Origin of the sequence: Marinobacterium ramblicola (assembly GCF_019084545.1) — a bacterium.
Taxonomy (GTDB): domain Bacteria; phylum Pseudomonadota; class Gammaproteobacteria; order Pseudomonadales; family Balneatricaceae; genus Marinobacterium_D; species Marinobacterium_D ramblicola.
In genome coordinates, this window is the sequence record NZ_JAHREP010000020.1 from 37,893 (window position 1) to 63,313 (window position 25,421).

Consider the following 25,421-nt stretch of genomic DNA (forward strand, 5'->3'; position numbering starts at 1 on the left):
TATCGATCATGAAAAAGCTCAGGTTGACTCGCTATGGCTATGGAATTGGCCTGGTACTGATGTTCACGTTGGGCATTCTGGCCGAGCAGTACGACGTTGTGGACGAACTTTTCTTCTACCAGGAGGATGTCGTCTACTTGACCGTGCAACACATCGAGTTGGTACTGATATCCGGCGGTATTGCGATACTGATCGGCGTACCACTGGGTACGCTATTGAGCCGGCCGAGGTTCGCCCGGATCGCGGAAACCGCCATGCAGAGCCTGAATATCGGCACCACCATTCCGACACTGGCGATCCTTGCTCTGTCCATGAGCCTGCTAGGCATCGGCATGCTGCCCGCTGTATTTGGACTCTGTATCGCCTCGCTGCTACCGATTGTACGCAACACCTACACCGGTTTGCTGGAGGTACCCGACCACCTGAAAGAGGCTGCATCCGGCATCGGTATGACGGCGCAGCAGATGCTGTATCGCATTGAGTTGCCCAACGCCCTGTATGTGATCTTTGCCGGCATACGCACGGCGCTGGCGATCAACGTCGGTACCGTCCCGCTGGCGTTCCTGATTGGCGGTGGTGGTCTGGGTGAACTGATCTTCACCGGTATCGACCTGGACGAGCCCTTCATGATGCTTGCCGGGGCCATACCTACCGCGATGCTGGCGATTCTGGCCGACATCGTCATCGCCGTGCTCGCGTTTCTGATTGTACCCAAAGGGGTAAACCCCCTGCGTACCTAATGCATTAAAACAAATGCAATAAAAACAAACGAGGAAAGCATAATGCGTAAACTGATCAAACAGCTTGGCACCACCCTGATGGCGACCCTGGTTGCAACGGCGGTGCAAGCCTCCCCCTTGGTGATTGGCGGCAAGAACTTCACCGAACAGCAACTGCTGACCGAGATGACCGCCCAATATCTGGATCACCAGGGATTCGACGTGGAACGTCGTGCGGGCATGGGCAGTGCGGTACTGCGCAAGGCTCAGGAGAATGGCCAGGTGGACCTGTACTGGGAGTACACCGGCACTTCGCTGGTGGTGTACAACAAGGTGACGGACAAGATCGACGATCCGGCCGAGGTGTACAAAACGGTCAAGGCAATGGATGGCGCCTTGGGACTGGTTTGGCTGAACCCATCCAAAGCCAACAACACCTACGCACTGGTGATGCGCAGTGCCGACGCGGCAAAGCAGCAGATCGCGACGCTGAGCGATCTGGCGGCCGCAATCAACTCGGGCCGTGAACTGACGCTGGCGACCAATGCGGAGTGGTACTCCCGCGAGGATGGCTATCGTGAGCTGGCCAAAGCCTATGACTTCAAGATCCCGCGCGACAATATCAAGCGCATGGACAGCGGCCTTACCTATGTCGCGCTGAAGGAGGGCGAGGTCGATGTTGCACTGGCGTTCGCTACCGATGGCCGTATCCCGGCGTTCGATTTCGTGGTACTTGAGGACGACAAGAACTTCTTCCCCAACTATGCGATCACGCCGGTGGTACGCAAAGAGGTGCTCAACGCGAATCCGAAGTTGGGCGATCTGATGAACGCACTGTCAGCACAGCTCGACAACGACACCATGTCGGCACTGAATGCCAAGGTTGACGTCGATAGGCAGAGCATCGAGGAGGTCGCCGGCGCGTTCCTGAAATCCAAAGGGCTGCTGTAACAGACGATCGGGCCGGGAACCTCGGCCCTTCATGGAGCCAGCGTTATGAAAACACCCAAGCTGTCTGTCGGAGCTGTCCAGTTCAATCCGGTGTTACTGGACCTGGACGGCAATCTGGCCAAGCATGCGGACTGGATTGAGAAGGCTCGACAGCGCGCTGTCGAGCTGCTGTTGTTTCCCGAGCTGTCGCTGACCGGTTATCAACTGGGACGACAGGCCCCCGAGGCCGCCATCTCCCGCAACGACCGGCGCCTCCATGAACTTGCTCAGGTCGCCCCGGAGATCTGCGTGGTGGTGGGTTTTGCCGAACAGGCCAGTCCCGGCGAGTACTACAACGCCGTTGCCTACCTGCAAAACGGCGAGGTCAGCGCGGTCTATCGCAAGATCAATCTGCCCACCTACGGCGGGCTCGAAGAGGGAAAATGGTTCCACGCCGGCGAGGAGCTGGTGCTGAGCGAATGCAAGGAGTCCTGGCGTGCCTGCACTCTGATCTGCGCCGATCTGTGGAACCCGGCCCTGGTGCACTGTGCCATGCTGCGCCGCCCGGAGCTGCTGCTGGCCCCGGTCAACTCCGCTTCGGCCATCGTCAGCGAAGCCTTCTCCAATGAAACCAACTGGCAGATCAACGTCAGCTTCTACGCCATGCTCTATGGCGTACCAGTGGTTATGGCAAACCGCTACGGCAAGGAGGGCGATGCCTGGTTCTGGGGCGGCAGCCGCATCCTCGGCCCCCGCGGCGAGGTGTTGGCGCTTGCGGAGGACCGGGAGTGCCTGATCAGCGCCGAGTTGGATCTGGAATCGATCGCGGCCGCACGCTTCGACCACCCGGCAATCCGCGATGCCGATACCCCGTTGATCCGCCGCCTGCTGGACAACCACTAATCCCAAAGTGCGGGCAGCCCTGCCCGCCCATCAAAGAATAAAAACCACTATGCAAACCCTGGACGCATTCATTCATCGGCTGGATGCATGGGAGCTGCCGCCTGCCGTCATCGACCAGGCCCAACGCTGCTTGCTCGATCTGATCGGTGTTGCTGCAGCCGGCCACCGCACCCGGCTTAGCCACATTCTGTCCAACTTCGTCACCAGCCAGTATCCCGGTGAGACGCCCCTGCTGTTCAGTGCCCAGCATGCAAGCCTGTGCGGCAGTGCACTGTTTGGCTCCATGCTGATCGACAGCCTTGACGCCCATGACGGCCAGGTACTGACCAAGGGGCATGTGGGTGTCGCCATCCTGCCCGCCCTGCTGGCAGTAGCCCATGAACAGTGCCTGAACGGAGAGCAACTGCTCACCGCACTGGTAATCGGCTACGAAGTCGCCACCCGCGCCGGTATCGCGTTGCACCGCACCGCCTGCGACTACCACACTTCCGGTGCCTGGAACGGTATAGGCGTTGCCGCCGTTGTCGCACGGCTGCGCGGGTTGGATGCGAAGGCCACCCGTGAAGCCCTGGGCAGCGCCGAGTTCTATGGTCCTCGCAGCCAGATGATGCGCTGCATCGACCACCCCACCATGGTCAAGGACGGCTCCGGCTGGGGGGCGCTGGCCGGGGTCAGTGCCGTCCTGCTGGCCGAAGCAGGCTTCACCGGCGCGCCGGCGGTCACCCTGTTCGGCGACGCGGTCACCGACATCTGGCAGGATCTGGGGCAGCGCTGGTATATCCTGGAGCAGTACTTCAAGGCCTACCCGGTCTGCCGCTGGGCCCAGCCCGCGGTGGAGGCGGTGCGCGAAATCCGCCGCCAGCCCGGCTTCAGTGTCGAGCAGATCGAAGCCATCGAGATCTACAGCTTCCACGAGGCGACCCGCCTGCATAAGGTGCTGCCCGAGACCACCGAGGAGGCGCAGTACAGCCTGCCGTTCTCGGTCGCCTCGGCACTGATCGATGACTGCATACTGCCGGAAGCGGTGGCTGAAACCAGCGCAGGACTGGCTCACCCGATGCGCCGCGCCCTCAGTCAGCGCGTAAGGATGCGCGAGACCGATGTGTACAACGCCCGTTTCCCGGCCGAGCGCTGGGCACACGCCTGCGTGGTGATGAAGGATGGACGTGAACTGGTATCGCAACCGGCGATCGCCCGAGGCAACCCGGAAAATCCGCTCACCACCGAGGAGCTGTCCGCCAAGTTCGACGGCCTGACCGACGGTCTGCTGTCCGACGCCACCCGCAACCGGATACGGCAGTTGAGCCTGGGCGCCTGGACGCTCGATAAGACAGAAGTCGCCGAACTACTGCAGCTGTTGACCAGCCCCGTCAGCCTGTAAACAGAAACCCCGGCTTCAATGGCCGGGGCTATTTGTCGACACCACTCAGGTTTATCGGAAGCCGTACAACCGAGCCGGGTTGTCCACCAGGATACGATTACGCATCATTTCATCCGGGACCCAACGCGCCAGCAGATCCAGCAGATCGCCGTCGTTCGGCATCGGGATCAGAAAATGGGGATGGGGCCAGTCCGATCCCCAGACACAGCGCGCCGGGTTGGCCTCGATCAAGGCACGTGCAAAACGATCCACATCCGCGTACGGGGGGTGTTGCAGGGCGGTGATACGGTAGGCACCGGAGAGCTTGACCCAGGCCTTGTCTTCCCGCAGCAGGTTCAGCAGGGCTTGAAACCCTGGATGCTCAATCCCCTTGCGACAATCCATATGTCCCATGTGGTCGATTACCACCGGAACCGGCAGCGCACGCAGGCGGTTTTCCAGCTCCTCGAACTCGGAGACATCGATCAGACACTGCAGATGCCAGCTACGGGTCGCCAGCCGCTGGGCAAGCGCTTCCACATCGGACCACTGAATACCGCCCTTGAACAGCAGGTTCAGGCGCACACCGCAGTAACCGAGTGCCTGTAGCGTATCCAGTTCAGCATCGCTGACATCCGCATCCAGCACCGCTATGCCCTTGTATTCCAGACCCTGCCCGCGCAGGTAGGCCAGGGCATCCATCTGCAGACGATTATCGGTACCGTAGACACTGGGCTGTACCAACACACCACGGGAGATGCCCAGCCGACGGTGCAGGTGCAGATAGGCACCCACCGGTGCATCCGGTGGCGTATAGGTGCGGTTCAGGGTATAGGGGTAACGCGGTTCTGGACCGAATACGTGAGCGTGGGTATCACAGGCACCGTCGGGTACATCAAAGACGGGTGCTTTGGGAAAGGGATCCGCGGCTTCACAGAAAGGTATGCTTGCGCTCATCTCAAACCTCGACAAACGAAAAAACCCGGTGACGGTAGTGCAATCCGTCACCGGGGAGAGAGGACATCCAGGCCCCCAAGAGCAGGATCAGACGTTAGCCTTGATCCACTGGGCAATGTGACCGGAGAACTCGATGAATTTCGGATCGTGGTCCAGCATCCACTCGGTGTGACCACCTCCGGCGAGCAGGAACAGCTCCTTCGGACCCGGGTATGCGGCATACAGAGACTTGGGCTCGGTCACCGGATGCAGGTCGTTTTCCGCACCATGGGCGATCAGCAGGGGCACGCTGGCGAAACGCTCGTCCAGGTTTGCTTCCGGGTTGAAGCTGATCAGCGAATCCGCAAAATCGAAGCTTGAAGTCACGCCGTAACCCGGCGCCTTGACCAACTCGGTAAACACATACTCGCGGCTCACCGGATCCAGCGGGTAGATATCGAACGGGTCGATCCCCTTCGGCTCGCCCCCCTTGGCCAGGCGCAGACGCTCCTCGGCCATGAACTGCTTGAACGCCTTCCAGCCGTGCTCGCCGCGTAGCGCTTTCTGCACGCGTACCGAATTGAAGAAACCGTTCATTGAGATCAGCGCATCGATCTGACCTTCGCAGATACGGTAGGTGTCGAGGATCAGACCGCCCGCCATACCCCAGCCGGCCAGTACCACTTTACGACCCTCTACAACAGCGCGCTCACGCACAACGGCGACGGCGGCGGCGATATCGCGAACCTGCTCCTCCAGGATCACGCGCTCGCGAATGCCTTCGGATTCACCGAAACCGCGGTAGTCGAAACCAAAACAGGTGAAACCCTTGGGGGTCAGGGCACGGGCATAACGCTCCGGGTGGATGTTCTTCTGGCCGGTAAAACCGGAGCAGACGATCACTATCGGCAGAGACTTGTCGGAATTATTTTCGTCAACGAAGAAGGCACCGTCGAGAGTCAGGCCGTCGCTTTTAAACTGAATTTTTTGTTCGATCATTGTTTTTGTACTCTAGCTGCCAAGGTCAGGTTACTGTTCAACGTTAGCCATCATCTCCGAATCAACCCGGCGAAAGTTTTCATTTTTCGACTTTATCGGCAACCATTCCGACTTTCATCACTGGGACAGCGGATGCGCTTCAAGGCTGAAATCGATGGCTGAATAACCGTCTGCGGGGCGTGGTAGCGGATATCGATAGCGTTCGTGAATCACTAAAACGGGCGGCGTCGATCCATGTCAGAGCGGAGTCCGATATTCCTGCTTCAGCCAGGTCAACCTATCTATTTTCAGGATGAGAAATCACTCGCGGGGGGTAATAACTCCGTGCAGGGAGTCTTTATGTTATAACTCCAGGACCTCTTATCGAGAAAACATATAACCATAAAAATAACGGGTTTATATAAAAAATGAACAAGCTGTCGATGCGTAATAAGTTCATTCTTCTGCTCTCAAGCATCTCCCTCATTTTCATCATCGCCCTTGTCCTGATCTGGAATGCCGGTAACCAGGTTGCAGGCAGTTTTAGAGAGTTCTACACCCAGGGCTACAAGACCGCTGTTCAGTTCCAGGAGTTGAAAGAGACTCAGATGGAGATCATGCTGGATATCACGGCCCTGCAGACCAAGTATGTTTTGGGTTTAAGCGACCAGGCGCAGGAGTTTCTCGACCGGATCCTGAGTTTTAAGCAAGCAACCCCGCAACTGCTGCAGGGTGTGAAGGATAACTTCGCGGGCGACAGGGAGTCCCTTAGCAAGCTTGAACAGATGATCAAAACGTTCGATGAAAAATCGGGCGCCTTTGTCGACGCGATGACCACAGCGCCTGATCACATGGCGGATTTTCCGATATACAAGGCGCATCTCGACTCCTACCTGGCACTGATCGACTTCTTCGGCGAGTTTGAGCGCCAGACCGGGCAACTGGCAATGGGCGCGGAGAATCGGGTCGATCGGAACATCGAACAGGCAAATACCACCTTTTACGCCTCCCTGCTGATCGCGATTGCCGTAGCAACTGGCCTCGGCATCTACATATCAACCAGTATCGTGCGCGGTATCCGTACGGTGCAAAGCTGCGCCATGAGTCTGTCGAAAGGCGATCTTCGCGATACAGCTACCGGTCGGGGTAGCGACGAGATAGCCGGACTGATCAATACGATAAATGAAACAACGCTGCTGCTGTCGGATGCCGTTCGTGAGATCAAGGCCTCGGCCAATGAAGTGGCCGATAACAGCGTATCGGTTACCCAGGCCAACGAACGGATGGATGAGGTGGCCAATCGGGTCAGGGAAAATCTGGTCCAAGTCGCCACGGCGATTGAAGAGATGTCGGCGACGGCACATATGATCGCCAACAACACCGGCGACACGGCACTCGCTTCAAGCCATATTGCACAGCAGGCAAAGGCCGGCATCGATGATTCTCAGCAGATGCTGAACATCACCCTGGATCTTGTCAGCACGTTGGTGGACACCGGTGATGTTATCGCCAAGCTGAGGGATGAGACGTACAACATCAACCAGATCCTGGCCACTATTCGCGGTATTGCCGAACAAACCAACCTGTTGGCACTGAATGCCGCGATCGAAGCCGCTCGCGCCGGAGACCAGGGCCGAGGCTTTGCCGTGGTGGCGGATGAGGTGCGCACCCTGGCGCAGCGCTCGCAGGATTCGGTCAACCAGATCGAGTCGATGCTCGGCGTGCTTAACGACGCCAGCGACCATGCAGTATCGAAAATGGATAGCTGCCGTAATACGGCAGAGGTGGCGCGTGAGAAGGTGGCGGCCAATAGCCAGATGATTACCGAGATTCTGAACAGCATCGATCGTGTGAACGATCAGACCCAACAGATCGCCACCGCCGCGGAACAGCAAAGCTCAGTCGCTCTGGATATCAGCAAACATGTGCACGAGGTACAGGCATTGACGGCTCAGGGCGCGGAGATAGCGAGCGAAACCAGCCGCGCCGGCAAAAGTATGTATGACGCCAGCCAGTCGGTGGTGAAAAAACTGGGCTTCTTTACTGTCGGGAATTAGTTGCGGCCATTCCAGCAGTCTCCACGAGTTGATCGTCCCCATTAGCGGGGTCGATCAACCCTGTAGACGGAGATCAACACTGCGCGGTGAGCCAACGCGGCGTACCGATTCTGGCTCGGTATACCTGAGTACTGCTTTTCATTGGCTTAGGCTCTGCGGCTGTCATGACGACCCGCGAAATCCCCTCCTGCCCGCCATAGGCGGAATAAAGTCGAAACGCTTCATACTGCGCCTCGATATCGACGGCAATACCACAGGTTGTCTCTACATCGTCTCCCAATAGGCTAGGGTTTGACACACACATGCGCTCTCTCCTGCTCCTGGTTCCTGATGAAGCTAAGCGAATCGGCTCCGTGAATCGTAAAAGTAGTCTGCTGCTCAGGATCTGTCAGGGTGAGATTGGTGAAATTTTGTACACCACAGAGATCCGCGTTCTGTAATCTCCGATAGCCGCCAGCCATATCGCCAACATCCCGTATACGGCGGACTCGCCAATGACTTAACTCAGCAAGGATTTGGAGGCCGCCAAGCCACGAGAAAGCGCACGCTTCTATAGTTAACGTTATCCACGTGACCCGGAGGCATGAGATGTCCAACACGGCTGATTCAAGCGAACGCCCCGACTACGACCAGGTGATCCAGGATATCGCCGACTATGTGCTGGACTACCGCATCGACAGCGTTCTCGCACTGGAGACCGCCCGCTACTGCCTGATCGATACCTTGGGCTGCGCCCTGCTGGCGCTGCGCTTCCCGGAGTGTACCAAGCACCTGGGACCACTGGTCGAGGGCACGGTGGTACCCAACGGCGCCCGCGTGCCGGGCACCCGGCTCTGTCTCGATCCGGTGAAGGCGGCCTGGGATATCGGTTGTCTGATCCGCTGGCTGGACTTCAACGACACCTGGCTGGCTGCCGAGTGGGGCCATCCGTCCGACAACCTGGGCGGGATTCTGGCGGTAGCCGACCATCTGTCTCAACTCAACCTGTCCCTGAGCAAGCCGCCGCTGCGCATGCGTCAGGTACTTGAGGCGATGATCAAGGCACACGAGATTCAGGGCGTGATCGCGCTGGATAACGCGTTTAATCGGGTCGGTCTCGACCATGTATTGCTGGTACGGGTCGCCTCGACCGCGGTGGTGACCTGGCTGATGGGCGGCAACCGGGAGCAGATCATGGCGGCACTGTCCCATGCCTGGGTCGACGGCTCGGCCCTGCGCACCTACCGCCAGGCGCCAAATGCCGGCTCGCGCAAATCCTGGGCCGCGGGCGATGCCACCTCACGCGCGGTACGCCTGGCGGATATGGCGATGCGTGGCGAGATGGGGATTCCGAGCGTGCTGACCGCCAGACAATGGGGTTTCTACGATGTCTGCTTCAGCAAGACCAATGCGGATCAGCAACTCAAACCGGCAGATAAACGCCAATTCGATATATCCCGACCGTACGGCAGTTACGTGATGGAAAATATCCTGTTCAAGATCGCCTTCCCGGCCGAGTTCCATGCCCAAACCGCCGTAGAGGCCGCGCTGCAGTTACATCCCAGGGTGAACGACGGGCTGGAGCAGATCGACACCATCCTGATCCGCACCCAGGAATCGGCGATCCGTATCATCTCCAAGCAGGGTGAGCTGAACAATCCCGCCGATCGTGATCACTGCCTGCAGTATATGGTCGCCGTGGCGCTGGCATTCGGCGAGCTGACCGCGGAGCACTACGAAGATCAGTTCCACAGATCCCACCCGGTGATCGACCGCTTACGCGCCCGGATGCAGGTGGTCGAAGAACCGCGTTTCAGCCGCGAATATCTGGAGCCGGACAAACGCTCCATCGCCAATGCTGTTCAGGTGCACTTCAACGATGGCAGTTCAACCGATGAGGTGACAATCGAATATCCGCTTGGCCACCGGCGCCGTCGGCCGGAGGGGATCCCGCTGCTGGAGCAGAAGTTCGCGACCAATCTGGCCACCCGATTTCCCTCTGCCCGCTACCGGCAGATCGTCGAACTGTGCCGGAATCAGAGCGAGCTGGAAGCCACACCGGTCAACGAGTTCATGGCGCTGTTCGTAATATGAATAATCTTCTCCCGCAATCGGCGCGATTGGCCTAACGGATCATCCGGAAGCTTCTATAGTTAGTGGGCCACTGAGGTATCAGCTATAACGCTCCGATAGGCCAGGAGGCCGCCACTATGTCCAACACACTTATTCTCGGCACCCGCAAGGGTACGGTGATATTCGACCGCCAGGATTCCGCCTGGAACCCCCGCCCCATTCTGCATGCCGGGATTCCAGTCTGTTACGCGGCACGCGATCCGCGTGACGGCACCCTGTGGGCCTCGTTGGACCATGGCCATTGGGGACCGAAGCTGTCGCGCTCGCGTGACGGCGGCAACAGCTGGGAAGATCTTTCGTCACTGAAATACCCCTTGGGTGCCCGCCATATCGTGCAGTACCTGCCGACGCCGGATTTCGATCCACAAACCCCGTCCGGCCAGCCGGAATACAGGGACGCCACGGTGCTGAAGATCTGGACCCTGGCCTTCGGCGCCGCATCACAACCCGGCCGGCTCTACGCCGGCACCATCCCTGGCGGGCTGTTTGTCAGCGATGACGGCGGTGATACCTGGGAGCTGAACCGACCACTGTGGAACCACGAGACTCGTGGCGGCGATCTGTTCAGCGGCGATGCCACCAGCGAAACGCGCTGGGGCGGAACACCGGCCAGCGTCGATTATGGCGTGTTCGAGCCGGGTATCCACTCCATCGTCGTCGATCCGCACGACCCCGCTCATATCCACGTGGCGGTGTCCTCGGCCGGTGTGCTGGAATCCCACGATGGCGGCCAGAGCTGGACTGGGCGTAACCGGGGCATGCTGAACGATTATATGCCCGACCCTCACGCCGAATGGGGGCACGATCCGCACTTCATCACCGCCTGCCCTTCACAGCCGGAACATCTCTGGCAGCAGAACCACTGCGGCGTGTTTTACAGCGCAGATGGCGCCGCTAACTGGCGCAAGGTCAGCGCCCCGGACGTCGGCGTCCACTTTGGTTTCCCAGTTGCGGTGGATGCGCAGGATGGCGCGACGGCCTGGGTGATACCGGAGCGATCGGATATGGCGCGCATGGCGATCGGCGACGGCCTGTGCGTGGCACGTACCGAGGATGGCGGCCAATCCTGGCAGCTGTTCCGCACCGGTCTGCCGCAGGATAACGCCTACGACCTGGTGCTCAGGCACGGCCTGGATATCGCCGGTGACTGTCTCTGTTTCGGCACCACCACCGGCAATGTCTACCTGTCGGAAGACCGCGGCGAAACCTGGCAGTGCCTGGGCAATAATTTCCCACCGGTCTACTCCGTACGCTTTGGGTAGTGCCATGGTCAGGGTTGAGTTGACGCCGCACCTGTACCGCTTTTTCCCCGATCTGGAGGGGTTGGAGATCGAGGTAGCAGTCGGCTCCGTCGCCGAGGTGATACGGGCAATCGACAACGCCGCCCCCGGTTTCAGCGACTACATCCTCGATGAACAGGGTGCGCTGCGCAGGCATGTGATGGTGAGCGTCAACGACAATATCCTCATCGACCGAAAGACGCTGTCTGACCGGGTCGGCGACGGCGGTACGCTCTACATTTTCCAAGCGCTGACCGGCGGCTAAACGCAGTGTTTACTCCGCGGTTTAACCAATCGCTTATCCGGCGACGCGATGCGAAAAAACAGGCTATCTTTCAATAAATTAATACCTGCGATATTGGTGATATCAGTTACACTTTCACCCCCACCGTGCTCAACCTAACCGGTCGCCGAAAGGAGTCGCATGACAGCCCCCTCCCTACTCAAACACAAACCCTTTATGCGCTTCTGGGTCGGTCAGATGGCGGCCTCATTCGCGATCCAGATGCTGCTGGTGGGGATGGGCTGGCAGATCTATAACCTGACCGACAGCGCATTGAGCCTGGGCCTGGTCGGGTTGGCGCGCTACCTGCCACAGCTGGTGCTGGTACTCCATGCCGGGCATGTGGTCGACAGCTACAGTCGACAGACAATCATGTTGCTGAGCCGCGCACTGGTAACATTGACCATCGCCGTGCTGGCGGTGACCAGTGCGCTCGATATCATCACGCCGGAGATCATCTACGCCTGCTGTATCGGCCTGGGGATCGCCAGCGCATTCGAGATGCCGGCGACCCAAGCGATGGTGCCCAATATCGTCACCAACGACCTGCTGGCCAGGGCGTTAGCCTGGACCGCCTCCGGCCGTGAAGCGACCACGATCATCGGCCCGGCGCTGGGCGGCATCATCTATATCTGGGGTGCCGACGTACTCTACGCCAGCAGCACCCTGTGCAGCCTGGTGTCGACGCTGATTCTGTTCAAGCTGAGCTATCGCCGCGAGCAGTTCAGCCGACGGCCTATAACGCTGGAATCGATGCTTGGCGGCCTGCGCTTCACCTGGCGCAACCCGGTGATCTTCGGTTCCATCTCGCTGGATATGTTCGCGGTATTGATCGGCAGCGTCACCGCCCTGCTGCCGATCGTCGCCCGCGACGTGCTGGAAACCGGCCCCTGGGGGCTGGGCGTGCTGCGCAGCGCCACCGCTGTCGGCGCGCTGCTGATGTCGCTCTACCTGGCCTGGAAGCCGATCGACAGCCGCGTCGGCGTCAAGCTGTTCGTCTCGGTGGCGATCTTCGGCGCCGCGACCGTGCTGTTTGGCCTGTCGCAAACCCTCTGGCTGTCGGTGCTGGCGCTGCTGGTGATGGGCGCGGCGGATATGGTCAGCGTGGTGATCCGCTCGACGGTGGTCCAGCTGGAAACACCGGACGAGATGCGCGGACGCGTCAGCTCGGTCAACGGCTTTTTCATCGGCACCTCAAACCAGCTCGGCGAATTCCGCTCCGGTGTGCTCGCGGCCTGGGTCGGCGCGGTGCCGGCAATCGTCATCGGCGGCGTCGGCACACTGGCGATTGTCGCCCTGTGGAGTTACTGGTACCCGACGCTGGTCAAGCGCAACCGGCTGGAGAGCGAGCCGGAATGCGTAGAAAATCAGCAGGCTTTAGGGTAAGCTGCGCGCCTTCTCCGCATTCGCGCTCGCGCGTTCTTTGCCGTTACCAGACACCCTTATCAGAGATCATCCAATGAGTTTTGCCAGTCTTGGCCTGTCCGATCCTATTCTGAAAGCCGTTGCCGAACAGGGTTACGACACCCCCTCCCCGATCCAGCTGCAGGCGATCCCCGCCGTGCTGGAGGGCAAGGATGTGATGGCCGCGGCCCAGACCGGTACCGGCAAGACCGCGGGCTTTACACTGCCGATCCTGCAACGACTGAGCGACGGCGAGCGCGCGAAACCCAACCAGGTGCGTACACTGATCCTGACCCCGACCCGCGAACTGGCGGCCCAGGTCGCCGAGAGCGTATCGACCTACGGCAAGTACCTGCCGCTACGCTCCACCGTGGTATTCGGCGGCGTCAGCATCAACCCGCAGATGATGGCACTGCGCAAGGGTGTAGACCTGCTGATCGCCACACCGGGACGCCTGCTCGATCTGTACAAGCAGAACGCCGTGCGCTTCAACCAGCTCGAAGTGCTGGTGCTGGACGAGGCGGATCGCATGCTCGACATGGGCTTTATCCACGACATCAAGCGGATCCTGGCGCTGCTGCCGCCGAAGCGGCAGAACCTGCTGTTCTCGGCCACCTTCTCCAACGAGATCCGCGATCTGGCCAAGGGGCTGGTGCACAACCCGGTGGAGATCTCGGTCACGCCGCGCAACTCCACCGCCGAAACGGTCAAGCAGTGGATCTCGCCGGTAGACAAGAAATCCAAGGCGCCGCTGCTGATCAAGCTGATCAAGGATCATAACTGGCACCAGGTGCTGGTGTTCACCCGCACCAAGCATGGCGCCAACAAGCTCAGCACCCAGCTTGAAAACGCCGGTATCAAGGCTGCCGCGATCCACGGTAACAAGAGCCAGAACGCCCGCACCAAGGCACTGAGCGAGTTCAAATCGAACAAACTGCAGGCACTGGTGGCCACCGATATCGCCGCCCGCGGCCTGGATATCGATCAACTGCCGCAGGTAGTCAACTTCGATCTGCCCAATGTGCCGGAGGACTATGTCCACCGCATCGGCCGTACCGGTCGCGCCGGAGCCAGCGGCCAGGCGGTGTCCCTGGTCTGTGCCGATGAGATCGACCAGCTGCGCGCCATCGAGCGGCTGATCAACCAGCTGCTCACCCGTGAAGTGATCGACGGTTTCGATCCGGCCCATGCGCTGCCGGAATCCAGCCTGGATCGCAAACCAGCCCAGCGTCGCCAGCGGCCGAAAAAGCCCAAGGTGCCTCACCGCGACGGCCAGCGCTCCGGCGATACCCACCGCGGACATCAGCCACGCAGCAAGGGTGCCAACACCCCGCGCAGCAACAAGCAGCGCTGATCCGCCACCGGCCACTCACCGACAGGCCGCTAAAAGGCCCGAAAATTGCGCACTTACCTTGCGCGAGCCAATATTAGATATTACTGAATAACTGATATTGGCTCGCGCCCGAGCTCGACAACGAGAAGGACAGGTTATGCGCACAACTGAGGTGGCCATCATCGGCGCCGGCAGCGCCGGTCTCAACGCCTATCGACACGCCCGCAAACAGACAGACTCCGTACTGCTGATCGACCCGGGCCCGCTGGGCACCACCTGCGCCCGCGTCGGCTGCATGCCCAGCAAGCTGCTGATCGCCGCCGCCGATGCCGCCTGGAATCTGCGTGAAGCCAGCGCCTTTGGCGTGCATGCCGGCTCGATCCGGATCGACGGCAAGGCGGTACTGGAGCGGGTGCGCATGCTGCGCGACGGCTTTGTCGGCAAGGTGCTCAAAGGGATGGAGTCGATCCCCGACACCGCGATCCTGCATCAACGCGTCCGCTTCATCTCCGACCACCAGCTGCAAACCGACACCGGCGAGCTGATCGAGGCACAGCGTATTGTCATCGCCACCGGCTCCCGTCCCGCCATCCCCGCCTTTCTGCACAGCGCCACGGACCGCCTGCTGGTCAACGACGACCTGTTCGAACTGCCCGACCTGCCGGAATCGGTAGTGGTGTTCGGCCCCGGCGTCATCGGCCTGGAGCTGGGCCAGGCGCTGCACCGCCTCGGGGTGCGGATACGGATGTTCGGCATCGGCGGCCTTATCGGCCCGTTGGGCGATGCCGAGATGCGAGCCAAGGCCTGCACCCTGTTCGGCGCCGAATACCCACTCGACACCGACGCCAAGGTCAGCAGTGTTCATCGTACCGAGCAAGGGGTCGAGGTGAGCTTCACCAACAAAGAAGGTAATGCGATAACCGAATCCTTCGACTACCTGCTCGCCGCCACGGGCCGCACACCGCAGGTCGACGATCTAGGTCTGGAAAACACATCGCTGCAACTGGATAAACGGGGCGTGCCGCTGTATGACCGCCATACTCTGCAGTGCACGCCAAGGCATATCTTCATCGCCGGTGACGCCAACAACCAGCTGCCACTGCTGCACGAAGCCTCGGACGAGGGGGTGATCGCCGGGCGTAATGCCGGAGCCTACCCCAACATCGAACCCGGCAGACGCACCACCCCGTTGGCGATCGTGTTCAGCGATCCGCAGATCGCCACCTTTGGCATGAGTGCCGTCGAGATCGCCACCCTAAGCGACAGAGAGGTGGTCAGCGCCAGTTTCGACTTCGCCGAACAGCCCCGCGCCAAGGTGATGAACAGGGCCCGCGGCACCGTCAAACTATGGGCCGACAAAGGCAGCGGCAAGCTGCTCGGCGGCGAACTGCTGGGACCGGAGGTGGAACACCTGGCCCATCTGCTGGCCTGGGCGATGGAGCGCGGAGAGACGGTCGATCAGCTGCTTGAGATGCCCTACTACCACCCAACGCTGGAGGAGGGGCTACGCACGCTGCTGCGTGACCTGAGTGCCAAGCTAAGGCGATAAGCACCCACGCAGGGATTGAGACCCACACAATATTGCGCTGGACGAGATCGGGCCCCGGGCCCAAAATCGAGATTCGGCACCTGTTCTGCGGAAAGATCCCATGGAGTTCCAGTACCTCACCTTTTTTGTCGCCATCCTGCTGCTGACACTCTCGCCCGGCGTGGATACCCTGCTGGTGCTGCGCAACAGCGCGCGCGGCGGGTGGAAAGATGGCGCACTGACCACGCTCGGCATCAGCAGCGGTCTGTTCGTGCATGCCGCCGTATCCGCGCTGGGGATCTCGGTCATTCTGCTGCAGTCCGCCTGGGCCTTCACCCTGCTCAAGCTGGCCGGTGCACTCTACCTGATCTGGCTGGGTTTGATGACCCTTAGGTCCACGCTGCGCAGCGGCACGGTGCCCACGGCATTGACGGCAACCGCCGCCCAACCGCTGCGCCCCTGGCGCTCGTTACGTGAAGGGGTGCTCTCCAACGTACTCAACCCCAAGGCCGTGATCTTCTACATGGCGTTTCTGCCCCAGTTCATCGACCCGGCCGGCTCGGCGCTGGTGCAGTCGATGGCGATGGCGTTGGTGCACTTTAGCGTCAGCATGCTCTGGCTCTGCGGCTTGTCGCTCGTCGCCGACCGAGCCCGCCGACTGCGCATGCCGCGTCTGGGCCGTGCCTTCAATGCGCTCAACGGGGTGCTGTTTATGCTGATGGGCACGATGATGGCAAAAAGCTGAACCGGACAGCCGAGGTGGTGTCCTATCGAGTGACTATACTTTCACAGTGATAGTCATCGCCAACCGATAGGCAAGGAGTCCGTCAGATGAAACTACAAGATGTAACCCGATCCCGTTTTATCGCCGCACTGGTGGCACTGTTCTTCACCTTTGCCGGCATTCAAGGCCCCGCCTACGGCGCCATCGTCAGCACCGACCAGATCGCCACGGAAGCCGAAGTCGACACCCAGAGAGCACGTATCCACGAGATGCTGGCCCGTGATGATGTCAAACAGCAGATGATCGCCCTCGGCGTCGACCCCAACATGGTGCAGGAGCGTGTCAACGGCATGACCCCGGCAGAGCTGGCCCAGGTCGAAGGCCGACTGGATCAGTTGCCCGCCGGTAGCGGTGCCCTGGGCACCATCGCCCTGGTACTGCTGATCCTGATCCTGCTCGATATCGCAGGCGTAACCGATATATTCCCCCGCATCTAAGCGGCAGGCCCGGGCAGCAAGCCCGGGCCTATACCTCCCTGAGATAATCGGATGCGGCCAGTCACCCTGCCCAAACAGCTTCGTCTCTGCCTGAGCCTCCTGTTCCTGCTGCTACTGGCAGGCTGCAGCGCGACGCCGCAGACAAATGCACTGCTGAACAACCAGCCAAGGCTCCTGCCCCCGCAGCAGGAGCTGACCGACGTACCCTTCTATCCTCAGGAGGAGTACCAGTGCGGACCGGCAGCGCTGGCGACAGTGCTCAACTACAGCAGCGTGGCCGTAACCCCCGACGAGCTGACCGCCCGCGTCTACGTACCGGGACGCAAAGGCAGCTTCCAGGTGGAGATGCAGACCGCCACCCGCCACTACCAGCGTCTGGCCTACACCCTCGACCCATCGCTTGAGGTACTGCTGCAAACCGTCGATGCCGGCTATCCGGTCCTGGTGCTGCAAAACCTGGGGCTGGAGTGGTACCCACAGTGGCACTATGCCGTGGTGGTCGGCTACAACCTGGACAAGCGCAGCATCATCCTGCGCTCAGGCCTGATCGAGCGCTATGAGATCGGTCTGAAGCTGTTCGAGCGCACCTGGAGCCGTGGTAAAAACTGGGCACTGGTCGCACTGAAACCGGGCCAGATCCCACCGCAGGCCGATGCCACACGCTACTTCCTGGCCGCGGCCGCTTTCGAATCCCAAGCCCGCGCCGACGATGCCCTTAAAACTTGGCAAACCGGCCTGTCACGCTGGCCCAACCACCGGGAGATGCTGATGGGCTACGGCAACCGGCTCTACGTCCTGGGCGATCCACGCGGCGCAGGCCGGCAGTACCAACGGGTAACCGAGCTCTACCCCAACTACGCCCCGGCGCTGAACAACCTGGCTCAGACACTGATCGATGCCGGCCAGGCCACCGAGGCAGTGCGTTATGCCAAGCGCGCAGTAGAACAGGCGGGTGAGCAGGAAGCGGCGATCTATCGAGAAACGTTGGAGCAGGCAGAGAAAGCGAGGGAATGAGCTTTCCCCGGACGTCTGAGTTCCATTGAGGAGAGGGCTTCGCTGAACCTATTCAGGGTGCAACTTACTCCAGATTCAGCGCTTCCAGCAGTTCAATTTCAAATATCAGATTCGAATCTGGCGGAATCTTGTCACCAAAGCCCCGCTCGCCATACCCCAGATCCGACGGCACCAGCAGCTTCCGTTTGCCACCCACCTTCATGCCAATCAGGCCATCGACCCAGGCGGCGATCACTTTCTTGCGGCTGAGTACCGTCTGAAACGGCTCACCTCTGTCGTAGGATGAATCAAACTCGGTTCCATCTTCCAGATAGCCACGATAGTGGGTCGTGACCAGGGCACCACCCTTTTTCACCTCAATACCCGTGCCTTCAATCAGATCTTCAACGACCAGCTGTACAGATTCAGTCATGACTTTTCCTTTGCTTTTCAATAGCTTTTACATCAGGGTATTCAATAACGCCAGGCTAGCGATATCAATGAACAATTGTTCCGCCTCCCCGATTTATCGCCAGTATTAGGTTATTCTGATATACATAAAGTAACAGCCCAGTTCTGATTACAGGATCGAAAAATGACGAAACAACTGATCGCCCTGATAACCCTGCTGCCCGCCCTGTTGCTGAGTCTGGTGGCCCAGGCAGGACCTCGTGAGGATACCGGCTGGGAAAAGATTGCCAACGGCGCCCTGCTGGTGGATGTGCGTACCGAGCAGGAATATGCCGGCGGCCATCTCGATGGTGCTCTACTGATCCCCTACCAGCAGATCGTCGAGCAGTTTGCAGCCCGTGATATCCCCAAAGACCAGCCGGTGGTGCTCTACTGCCGTAGTGGTAACCGCGCCGGTATTGCAGAACGCGCATTGCGTGAGTCTGGGTATACCCAGCTGTTCAACGCCGGGGGGTTCACGGCTATGGCGGAAAGCAAACCGGCCAACCTGACCATCAGCGACAAAACCGCCTGTACACCGAAAACCGGTGAGTCCGACTGCTGAGCGCAGTGCAGGCATTCAGATCTGCCGCAGGGCATTTCGCTATCCGTTAGTGATTCACTGATCACATGACAACCAATAAGAAAAGCACACTCGCGATATTTAAGGTCACAAAAAAGGCGACGCCGCTTTCACGGTATCGCCAAGAGCACTCGACAAATTACCGAGTAACGAGATAGGTTCAGTGCATCATCAATGCCGGTATCCTGGCGTGGCCCACGACGTAGCTCGTCACCCCGCCAAATACTTGCTCATGTACCCGACGGTGGGTGTAGGCTCCCATCACCAGCAGGTCATACCCCTCGTCATGCAGCGTATCGACTATCGCTTCGCCCGCTGATTTATGGTGGCTATCGAACGTCTTATGTACCGCGTCGACATCATGTCGCTCCAGATATACCAGCAGATCCTGAACATCCGGCTTGAACGGTCGGGCATCACGCTCAGTCAAAACATGAACTTCCTGGGCCCGTTTTAAAATCGGCAGTGCCGCGCTAACCGCGCGCGAAACCTCTGTACTGCCATTCCACGCAATCGCAACCCGCTCAGCACGGAAATATGTCTGTTCGCGGGGCATCAGCATGACCGGTTTGCCGCTACGCATCAGCGCCGACTCAAAGGTGGAGCTCGGCACGCCCGAACGTGGCTGAGGAATCACCAGCATATCGCTGACCTTACCTCGCTCTGCAACCATCTCGCTGCGCAGACCGGTCACATCAAGCCAGGTTGCGGAGGGGCCGTCAACACGACCGCCGCTGACCAACTCGACAGATGCCGACTGGCATAGTTCTGCAAACATCGACCTCATGGCAACCGACTCATGCTCGGTGGACTTGGTGGCCAGCGTCTCCAACTGCTGCAGCAGCTCAGCCGGGACCGCCAGTGAGATGCGGTCATCCGGAAAGAAGCGGCGAGGACTCACCTGCGCATGCATGACATCCAAATGGGCTTCGAAATACTGTGCAATCGCGAGCGCACCCTGCAATCGCTCCTTTACCTGGCCACTGCTCGAGAGCGGCATCAGTAGCGTTTTGGGATTCATCATTTAAGCTCTCCTGTGCCTCAACCCAACGGCCAAGGCATGTTGACCGCGTCCTGAAGCAACCCGCGCGGCAACTCCAATACCATCACATGCGCCAGCGCCAGCATGAACACCAGGGCGCTGGCCGTCAGCACTCCGGTTTTTACAATGGAGGTACGGGCCTTCACCAGCAGGAACAGCATGAAAAAAAGAGCCGTGGAGATCACATAACCAAACAGGTAGCACGCCACGACCAGACCCAGCAGCCAGTACACATAGTGCAGCATACTCACGACACTGCGATCGAACGCGTAGCCTTCGCTTACATCACCATCAAAGTTGACCGCATCATGGATATCCCCCTTCACCAGTTTGAAGATGACCACGCTGGTCAGCACCAACATAAGCGCGCAGACACCGGCCGTGAAAACACCGCCCAGCAGGGTCCTTTGCATGGCATCGTATAATCCGTAGGCGAAGGTCAGCCAAATAGCCCCTGCAAACAGAATCTGCGGCATGCGATTCTGTGGTACCGACGCGGTATCCACTTCAGATTTTGATTCCGTCTCCTGCTGGTTTTTGGCGATATGACGCACGGCGAAGAAGATAGACAACGCAATCAGTGCACCGATGATCAAAACACCAGGTTTGGTGAGGAACCCGATGCCATCGAACTGGAGCGCCTGATAGAGGTAGGTTTCCATACCACTGGCAAGCACGAATCCGATCAGGAATGCGGGACGTGGCCAACCGAACCTTTTCATCAGCACACCGAGCACACCGATCCCAATCAGCGAGACCAAATCGTTCAGGTCGCGGGTTGCCTGAAACGCCGCAAAACAGATCACCGTGATCATGAACGGCGCCATCAGCGCATAGGGAATAGTGGTGAGCTTGGCTACCCACTTTGACAGCAGCAGACAGGCACCCGCACCCAGTACGTTAGCCAATGCCAGCGACCAAACGATGGTATAGGTAATATCCAGGTTATTACCGACCATCGACGGCCCCGGCTCAAGACCGATCAAGACCATACCGCCAAGGAAAACCGCCATACTGCCGGAACCGGGGATACCGAACAGCAGCGTCGGAATCAAGCCGCCACCCTCTTTGGCATTATTGGATGATTCCGGTGCCAATACCCCGCGGATATCACCAGAGCCGAAGTTCTCTCTATCCTTGGAGGTTTGAACCGCGTGACCGTAGGCGATCCAGTCGACCACACTGCCCCCCAGACCGGGAAGAGCACCGACGATGCAGCCGATAACCGCGCAGCGGAACGCAAGCCACTTATGGCGCACAAGATCTTTCACGCCGTCGAGCCAGCCGCGACCGAGTTCAGACGCCTCGGAGATGGCACGGTTCTGCCGCAGCAAGTCGATAATTTCAGGCAGTGCAAAGATACCCAGACCAACGACAACCAGAGGAATGCCATCCATCAGATAAAAGTTACCGAACGTCATACGGAACTCGCCGGTTGCCGGTGCGCCACCGACACTGCCGAGGAGCAGGCCAAGGCCACAGGCGCTCAGCCCCTTGACCAGGCTGTTACCGGCCAACACACCGACCATACTCAGGCCGAGCAGCGTCAACATGAACAGCTCGGCGGAGCCGAAGGCCAGGATCACCGGCCGCGCAATCAGCACGAATGCGGTCAACACCGCGGCACCGAACAGACCACCGAACAGCGACGCTGCAAAGGCTGCACCGAGCGCACGCGCGGCTTCACCCTTTTTCGCCAGCGGAAAGCCGTCGAGCACCGTCGCCTGCGAGCCGCTGGATCCCGGAATGCCCATCAGTACCGAGGTAAAGGTGTCGGAGGTCGGGATGACCGCGACCAAGCCGATCAACATCGCCAGCGCAGAGGTCGGCTCCATTCCGTACAGGAAGGGCAGAAGAAGTGAGAGACCGGCAATCCCGCCAAGCCCAGGAAATATACCAATTGCGAGACCGAGGGTGACACCACCTGCCAGATAGAGCAGGTGTACGCCAGAGAACACTGTCACCAGGGCTGTCAGGAATGCATCAATCATTTTTCCAAACCCTTGATTTGTTGTTATCGCGAGAGGGGGCCGAGCAGCCCCCTTCGGCTAATCGTTAGAACTGGGTGCCGTACTTTTCGGTCAGCCAGTTTCTGATCCACTCCTTATCCCCGTCGGTGATATCCAGCGCTATCGCAAAAGCCTTCTGCGCCTGTTTACCTACCGCCTGGGGATAGCTTCCCAGCATCTCTTCGCTACGCGCCTTGAACCCCTCGGATGCTACGGCCTTCTTGACCGCTTCTGTCCAGGCATCTACAACCTCGTCAGGCGTCTCTTTTGGCAGGAACAGCCCTTTCTGCGCAGCAAATCCAGCGGCAAAGAAGGTTTTCCAGACTTTGAACTCGATGCCAGAGGGCTTCTTGCCATGCATCATTTCATAGGCTTCGGCAAAATGAGGCAGATCGGGGAAGGTCGGGTCACGCTGCAGGTTGCCGTCCTCATCCAGCACCCCCCAGCTCATGATCGGAACCGCCTTACCCTCTTCCACCAACGGCAGGACCTTGGTCAGGTAAGCTGAGGAGGTCTGGTAATCGACGTTCACTTCACCACGTTCAAACGCCAGACGCCCGGCCCCGCGCCCCTTCATACCGAAGATCGCGTTGACATCCAGGCCCATGATGTCCATCGCCAACAGCGGGATCAGATCGAGTGAGGTCGCGCCCTGGCTGGCATACTTGACCTCTACGCCTTTGAGTTTGCGCAGATCCGCCGCCGATTTGATGCCAAGGTCAGCGCTCACGTAGAACACACCGCCGGTCGGTGAAGCCAGCACGGCTTTCCAGTCCTTGTACTCATAGTTGACGCGCGGATCGCCAAGCAAATAGGGAAACTGAGTGGAGCCGGAGGTACCGAGAACGGTCAGCCCGTCAGTACCGGCACGCTGCTGGAAGATGTTGGCGCCTTTGGTCGAGCCACCACCGGGTATGTTCTTGACCACGATAGCAGGTTGCCCCGGGAGCTGTTCGGAGATAAGCGGGGAGAAGAAGCGAGCCCAGGTGTCGGAACCGCCACCCTCTTTGAACGGCATGATGAACTCGACGCGCTCGCCTGAGAAATCAACTGCCTGCGCCATGGCCGACAGGCTCAGCCCGATGCCGCACGCCATGCCCAAAGCCGCGCCCTTGATCAGTTTCGAATAGGGGGATGTTTTGCTTTTCATTACATTACCTCGGAGTTTGTTATTATCTTTTTGCCGCGCGAAGCCCCATGTCGCGGGGCGGCGGCTTCACACACAATCGAATCTACCCAGCCAAGCTGTCAGTAACCTGTCACCCAAAAGCCGACATCAAACCTCAACGGGTTGCGTAGCATCAGGTGCCCATACACTGGCAGGGATATGGATTTGACCTGAAAACAGAAGACGCGCGGTGCGTACGAGCCCGGCCCGCTTCAACTGCAGGTTGTCGGCGTTTTGACCTTCTACTTCGAGAATCACATCGATCTTGCCGCTGGGGTGTTCGATGCGAACCGGCTTCTGCTCTCCCTCGGGGCAGATCGCCACATCCGCCGCCACGGACCCCGGTACCGCGATACAAGCGGCGACGCAGATCGCACCGGTCACCGCGTGGGAGGCATGGCAGTTGTGGGGTACGAAGTACCGGGAGGTGATGGTGCCGCCGTGCCGAGGCTCCGAGAGCAGCGCGACCTTGGGGATCACTTTTCCGGTTGCATCACCAAGACCCATCCTCAGTGAGGCTTCGCGGCGGATCTTCTCGATCCTGGCGAGGAGCTCACTATCCGCATCGAGCTCTGCCTTGGTTTCAGCTCCGGTCTTGCCAAGCGATCTGGCCGGAATCAGCACCATCGGTACCCCCGCATCGACGCAACTGACCTCGATGCCATCGAACTCATCACGCACATTTCCGGTCGGCAGCAGCTTGCCGGTTTTGGTCCCGGCCACATCCAGGAAATTGAGAATGACCGGCGCTCCGGCCCCAGGCACCCCATCGATCACGGTGTCCCCTTCATACTCGATGATCCCGCCTGGGGTCTTCACGACAACATGGATAAGCGAGTCGGTATTGACGTTACGGACTCGTACCACCGTCTCGCCATCCTGCGCGGCAACCAGTCCCTTCTCGATCGCAAAGGGGCCGACACCGGAGAGGATGTTTCCGCACGAGGGGCCGACATCGACGCTGAACTCCTCCACCGACACCTGAGCAAACAGATAGTCCACATCGGCTTCAGGATGCCGGGACGGACCGACGATCGCCACCTTGCTGGTCAGCGTGTGCCCCCCCCCGATGCCATTGATCTGCATCGCATTTCCAGAGCCCAACGCGGCGGTCAGAATGCGGTCCTGGATCTCCCGTTCCTGAGGAAGGTCACTCGATAGAAAATAGGGGCCCCGCGATGTACCACCACGGAAAATGGTGCACGGAATTGCGGTCTGATTCGGCATGACAGCCACCTCGCTCTATTGTCTTTTTAGTTATCAAGTGAGCATCAGTGCTGGTGCATGAAGCGCTATGAGCCGGCTTCATGACAGGATCTATGCTCTATTGCGAGCAGAAATTAGCGGGCAAAGCTGTCACCGGCCTGTCAGGAGCCGAAAATCAATATCGGACGGTGGTTGACCGTCATCAGATACAGGCCTGCCGGTAACGAACGGGATATAGAATTAGTTGGCGGGATATACGTGCTTCAGATCAGATCGGTCATCATGCGGATACGGGCCTTTTGCGCGGCGCGGATGTGCCGCCGGGCTACCTCTTCGGCCAGCCCCGCGTCTCCTGCCTCGATAGCGCTCAGAACCTGTTCATGCTCCTCCAGTGCGCTATCGCTGCGTCCCTCAATGGCATAGGTTGTCTTACCCAGCAGAGTCAGAGCATCACGAAACCCGGATAACGCCTTGAGCAGGTAGCGGTTGTGTGCCGCGCGGTACAGTGCCTGATGGAAGGCCTCATTGAGCCTTGCTCTCGCCTCGGGATCGTTTGCCAGGCTGCGCTCCTGGTTCAGGATCTCCCTGAGCGTATAGATTTCGGCTTCCGACGCATGTTTGGCCGCCAAGGACGCAGCGCTGGCCTCGAGTACTTCGCGCATCTGGTACAGCTCTATTACCGCCTGGTAATCCAGCGCCGCGATTGTCATGCCTTGATGCGGCGTGGAACAGATAAGGCCTTCAGACTCCAGACGTCGAAGCGCTTCTCGAACCGGCGTCCGACTGATACCCAGCCAATTGGCCAGATCGGTTTCGACAACCCGACCGCCCGGTTCAAGCGCCCCGCTGCGGATCGCTTCAATTATGCGCTCATACGCAACAGCGGCGAGAGGAGGCTTACGCGCTGATGTTGTCATACCGCTATT

At 59.5% G+C, this 25,421-nt stretch carries 23 protein-coding genes; 15 read left to right on the forward strand and 8 right to left on the reverse strand.

The genetic code is table 11. The features are described from left to right. The first annotated feature begins 8 nt into the window (after nucleotides 1-8). The 4 genes from KQ940_RS15520 to KQ940_RS15535 are packed head-to-tail and all read left to right on the forward strand — an operon-like array spanning nucleotide 9 to nucleotide 3,933. The gene (locus tag KQ940_RS15520) at nucleotides 9-740 is read left to right on the forward strand and encodes an ABC transporter permease (RefSeq protein WP_217414649.1); all 732 of its coding nucleotides are present in this window, start codon (nucleotides 9-11) and stop codon (nucleotides 738-740) included. Between the two features lie 42 nt (nucleotides 741-782). After that, complete coding sequence (locus KQ940_RS15525) at nucleotides 783-1,670, forward strand: glycine betaine ABC transporter substrate-binding protein (RefSeq protein ID WP_217414650.1); 888 nt, start codon at nucleotides 783-785, stop codon at nucleotides 1,668-1,670. A gap of 45 nt (nucleotides 1,671-1,715) precedes the next feature. Continuing rightward, nucleotides 1,716-2,552 (forward strand): nitrilase-related carbon-nitrogen hydrolase, encoded by an 837-nt coding sequence (locus tag KQ940_RS15530; protein WP_217414651.1) that lies wholly within the window; start codon nucleotides 1,716-1,718, stop codon nucleotides 2,550-2,552. 49 nt (nucleotides 2,553-2,601) lie between these two features. After that, nucleotides 2,602-3,933 (forward strand): MmgE/PrpD family protein, encoded by a 1,332-nt coding sequence (locus KQ940_RS15535; protein WP_217414653.1) that lies wholly within the window; start codon nucleotides 2,602-2,604, stop codon nucleotides 3,931-3,933. Nucleotides 3,934-3,984: 51 nt separating this feature from the next. Here KQ940_RS15535 and KQ940_RS15540 read toward each other — a convergent pair whose 3' ends face one another. Both KQ940_RS15540 and KQ940_RS15545 read right to left on the reverse strand, forming a co-directional pair. Continuing rightward, nucleotides 3,985-4,869 (reverse strand): amidohydrolase family protein, encoded by an 885-nt coding sequence (locus KQ940_RS15540; protein WP_217414654.1) that lies wholly within the window; start codon nucleotides 4,867-4,869, stop codon nucleotides 3,985-3,987. 87 nt (nucleotides 4,870-4,956) lie between these two features. Further along, on the reverse strand, nucleotides 4,957-5,847 hold the full coding sequence (locus KQ940_RS15545; RefSeq protein ID WP_217414655.1) for an alpha/beta hydrolase: 891 nt from the start codon (nucleotides 5,845-5,847) through the stop codon (nucleotides 4,957-4,959). A gap of 422 nt (nucleotides 5,848-6,269) precedes the next feature. Here KQ940_RS15545 and KQ940_RS15550 point away from each other — a divergent pair, with 422 nt between their 5' ends. The 10 genes from KQ940_RS15550 to KQ940_RS15595 all read left to right on the forward strand — a co-directional run bounded on the left by KQ940_RS15550 (nucleotide 6,270) and on the right by KQ940_RS15595 (nucleotide 18,058). Next, nucleotides 6,270-7,883, forward strand: a complete 1,614-nt coding sequence (locus KQ940_RS15550; RefSeq protein WP_217414656.1) for a methyl-accepting chemotaxis protein — start codon at nucleotides 6,270-6,272, stop codon at nucleotides 7,881-7,883. A gap of 588 nt (nucleotides 7,884-8,471) precedes the next feature. After that, entirely contained in the window at nucleotides 8,472-9,956 is a 1,485-nt protein-coding gene (locus KQ940_RS15555) for a bifunctional 2-methylcitrate dehydratase/aconitate hydratase (protein WP_217414657.1), read from the forward strand. Nucleotides 9,957-10,072: 116 nt separating this feature from the next. Beyond that, on the forward strand, nucleotides 10,073-11,257 hold the full coding sequence (locus tag KQ940_RS15560; RefSeq protein ID WP_217414659.1) for a WD40/YVTN/BNR-like repeat-containing protein: 1,185 nt from the start codon (nucleotides 10,073-10,075) through the stop codon (nucleotides 11,255-11,257). A 4-nt stretch (nucleotides 11,258-11,261) separates the two neighbouring features. Further along, on the forward strand, nucleotides 11,262-11,540 hold the full coding sequence (locus tag KQ940_RS15565; RefSeq protein WP_246590118.1) for a MoaD/ThiS family protein: 279 nt from the start codon (nucleotides 11,262-11,264) through the stop codon (nucleotides 11,538-11,540). A gap of 159 nt (nucleotides 11,541-11,699) precedes the next feature. Then, nucleotides 11,700-12,944, forward strand: coding sequence for an MFS transporter (locus KQ940_RS15570; RefSeq protein WP_217414660.1), 1,245 nt, complete (start codon nucleotides 11,700-11,702; stop codon nucleotides 12,942-12,944). Between the two features lie 73 nt (nucleotides 12,945-13,017). Continuing rightward, the gene (locus KQ940_RS15575; RefSeq protein WP_217414661.1) at nucleotides 13,018-14,316 is read left to right on the forward strand and encodes a DEAD/DEAH box helicase; all 1,299 of its coding nucleotides are present in this window, start codon (nucleotides 13,018-13,020) and stop codon (nucleotides 14,314-14,316) included. Nucleotides 14,317-14,452: 136 nt separating this feature from the next. Beyond that, nucleotides 14,453-15,844, forward strand: coding sequence for a dihydrolipoyl dehydrogenase (locus KQ940_RS15580; protein ID WP_217414662.1), 1,392 nt, complete (start codon nucleotides 14,453-14,455; stop codon nucleotides 15,842-15,844). 100 nt (nucleotides 15,845-15,944) lie between these two features. Then, nucleotides 15,945-16,568, forward strand: coding sequence for a LysE family translocator (locus KQ940_RS15585; protein WP_217414663.1), 624 nt, complete (start codon nucleotides 15,945-15,947; stop codon nucleotides 16,566-16,568). Between the two features lie 86 nt (nucleotides 16,569-16,654). Next, complete coding sequence (locus tag KQ940_RS15590) at nucleotides 16,655-17,044, forward strand: PA2779 family protein (RefSeq protein ID WP_217414664.1); 390 nt, start codon at nucleotides 16,655-16,657, stop codon at nucleotides 17,042-17,044. A gap of 51 nt (nucleotides 17,045-17,095) precedes the next feature. Continuing rightward, nucleotides 17,096-18,058: a PA2778 family cysteine peptidase gene (locus KQ940_RS15595; RefSeq protein ID WP_217414665.1), complete on the forward strand. Its 963-nt coding sequence runs from the start codon at nucleotides 17,096-17,098 to the stop codon at nucleotides 18,056-18,058. Nucleotides 18,059-18,122: 64 nt separating this feature from the next. Here the strand turns inward: KQ940_RS15595 and KQ940_RS15600 are convergent, their stop codons facing one another. Beyond that, nucleotides 18,123-18,470 carry an FKBP-type peptidyl-prolyl cis-trans isomerase gene (locus KQ940_RS15600; RefSeq protein WP_217414667.1) on the reverse strand — a complete coding sequence of 116 codons (348 nt, stop codon included), beginning with the start codon at nucleotides 18,468-18,470 and terminating at the stop codon, nucleotides 18,123-18,125. A gap of 162 nt (nucleotides 18,471-18,632) precedes the next feature. Between KQ940_RS15600 and KQ940_RS15605 the strand changes: the two genes are divergently transcribed. After that, nucleotides 18,633-19,052: a rhodanese-like domain-containing protein gene (locus tag KQ940_RS15605; protein ID WP_217414668.1), complete on the forward strand. Its 420-nt coding sequence runs from the start codon at nucleotides 18,633-18,635 to the stop codon at nucleotides 19,050-19,052. Between the two features lie 178 nt (nucleotides 19,053-19,230). On the opposite strand, the gene KQ940_RS15610 is transcribed toward KQ940_RS15605, so the two are convergent. The 5 genes from KQ940_RS15610 to KQ940_RS15630 all read right to left on the reverse strand — a co-directional run bounded on the left by KQ940_RS15610 (nucleotide 19,231) and on the right by KQ940_RS15630 (nucleotide 25,412). Then, a complete protein-coding gene (locus tag KQ940_RS15610) occupies nucleotides 19,231-20,094 on the reverse strand; it encodes a universal stress protein (protein WP_217414669.1) in 864 nt (287 codons plus the stop codon). Between the two features lie 17 nt (nucleotides 20,095-20,111). After that, nucleotides 20,112-22,103, reverse strand: a complete 1,992-nt coding sequence (locus tag KQ940_RS15615) for a tripartite tricarboxylate transporter permease (protein ID WP_217414670.1) — start codon at nucleotides 22,101-22,103, stop codon at nucleotides 20,112-20,114. Nucleotides 22,104-22,167: 64 nt separating this feature from the next. Then, the gene (locus KQ940_RS15620) at nucleotides 22,168-23,271 is read right to left on the reverse strand and encodes a Bug family tripartite tricarboxylate transporter substrate binding protein (RefSeq protein WP_217414671.1); all 1,104 of its coding nucleotides are present in this window, start codon (nucleotides 23,269-23,271) and stop codon (nucleotides 22,168-22,170) included. A 126-nt stretch (nucleotides 23,272-23,397) separates the two neighbouring features. Further along, nucleotides 23,398-24,516 (reverse strand): 4-oxalomesaconate tautomerase, encoded by a 1,119-nt coding sequence (locus KQ940_RS15625; protein ID WP_217414672.1) that lies wholly within the window; start codon nucleotides 24,514-24,516, stop codon nucleotides 23,398-23,400. Nucleotides 24,517-24,758: 242 nt separating this feature from the next. After that, the gene (locus tag KQ940_RS15630; RefSeq protein ID WP_217414673.1) at nucleotides 24,759-25,412 is read right to left on the reverse strand and encodes a GntR family transcriptional regulator; all 654 of its coding nucleotides are present in this window, start codon (nucleotides 25,410-25,412) and stop codon (nucleotides 24,759-24,761) included. Nucleotides 25,413-25,421: the final 9 nt, after the last annotated feature.

Coding starts and splice junctions, on each gene's coding strand:
- KQ940_RS15520 (WP_217414649.1), top strand. CDS start 9: ATGAAAAAGCTCAGGTTGACTCGCTATGGCTATGGAATTGGCCTGGTA.
- KQ940_RS15525 (WP_217414650.1), top strand. CDS start 783: ATGCGTAAACTGATCAAACAGCTTGGCACCACCCTGATGGCGACCCTG.
- KQ940_RS15530 (WP_217414651.1), top strand. CDS start 1,716: ATGAAAACACCCAAGCTGTCTGTCGGAGCTGTCCAGTTCAATCCGGTG.
- KQ940_RS15535 (WP_217414653.1), top strand. CDS start 2,602: ATGCAAACCCTGGACGCATTCATTCATCGGCTGGATGCATGGGAGCTG.
- KQ940_RS15540 (WP_217414654.1), bottom strand. CDS start 4,869: ATGAGCGCAAGCATACCTTTCTGTGAAGCCGCGGATCCCTTTCCCAAA.
- KQ940_RS15545 (WP_217414655.1), bottom strand. CDS start 5,847: ATGATCGAACAAAAAATTCAGTTTAAAAGCGACGGCCTGACTCTCGAC.
- KQ940_RS15550 (WP_217414656.1), top strand. CDS start 6,270: ATGCGTAATAAGTTCATTCTTCTGCTCTCAAGCATCTCCCTCATTTTC.
- KQ940_RS15555 (WP_217414657.1), top strand. CDS start 8,472: ATGTCCAACACGGCTGATTCAAGCGAACGCCCCGACTACGACCAGGTG.
- KQ940_RS15560 (WP_217414659.1), top strand. CDS start 10,073: ATGTCCAACACACTTATTCTCGGCACCCGCAAGGGTACGGTGATATTC.
- KQ940_RS15565 (WP_246590118.1), top strand. CDS start 11,262: ATGGTCAGGGTTGAGTTGACGCCGCACCTGTACCGCTTTTTCCCCGAT.
- KQ940_RS15570 (WP_217414660.1), top strand. CDS start 11,700: ATGACAGCCCCCTCCCTACTCAAACACAAACCCTTTATGCGCTTCTGG.
- KQ940_RS15575 (WP_217414661.1), top strand. CDS start 13,018: ATGAGTTTTGCCAGTCTTGGCCTGTCCGATCCTATTCTGAAAGCCGTT.
- KQ940_RS15580 (WP_217414662.1), top strand. CDS start 14,453: ATGCGCACAACTGAGGTGGCCATCATCGGCGCCGGCAGCGCCGGTCTC.
- KQ940_RS15585 (WP_217414663.1), top strand. CDS start 15,945: ATGGAGTTCCAGTACCTCACCTTTTTTGTCGCCATCCTGCTGCTGACA.
- KQ940_RS15590 (WP_217414664.1), top strand. CDS start 16,655: ATGAAACTACAAGATGTAACCCGATCCCGTTTTATCGCCGCACTGGTG.
- KQ940_RS15595 (WP_217414665.1), top strand. CDS start 17,096: ATGCGGCCAGTCACCCTGCCCAAACAGCTTCGTCTCTGCCTGAGCCTC.
- KQ940_RS15600 (WP_217414667.1), bottom strand. CDS start 18,470: ATGACTGAATCTGTACAGCTGGTCGTTGAAGATCTGATTGAAGGCACG.
- KQ940_RS15605 (WP_217414668.1), top strand. CDS start 18,633: ATGACGAAACAACTGATCGCCCTGATAACCCTGCTGCCCGCCCTGTTG.
- KQ940_RS15610 (WP_217414669.1), bottom strand. CDS start 20,094: ATGATGAATCCCAAAACGCTACTGATGCCGCTCTCGAGCAGTGGCCAG.
- KQ940_RS15615 (WP_217414670.1), bottom strand. CDS start 22,103: ATGATTGATGCATTCCTGACAGCCCTGGTGACAGTGTTCTCTGGCGTA.
- KQ940_RS15620 (WP_217414671.1), bottom strand. CDS start 23,271: ATGAAAAGCAAAACATCCCCCTATTCGAAACTGATCAAGGGCGCGGCT.
- KQ940_RS15625 (WP_217414672.1), bottom strand. CDS start 24,516: ATGCCGAATCAGACCGCAATTCCGTGCACCATTTTCCGTGGTGGTACA.
- KQ940_RS15630 (WP_217414673.1), bottom strand. CDS start 25,412: ATGACAACATCAGCGCGTAAGCCTCCTCTCGCCGCTGTTGCGTATGAG.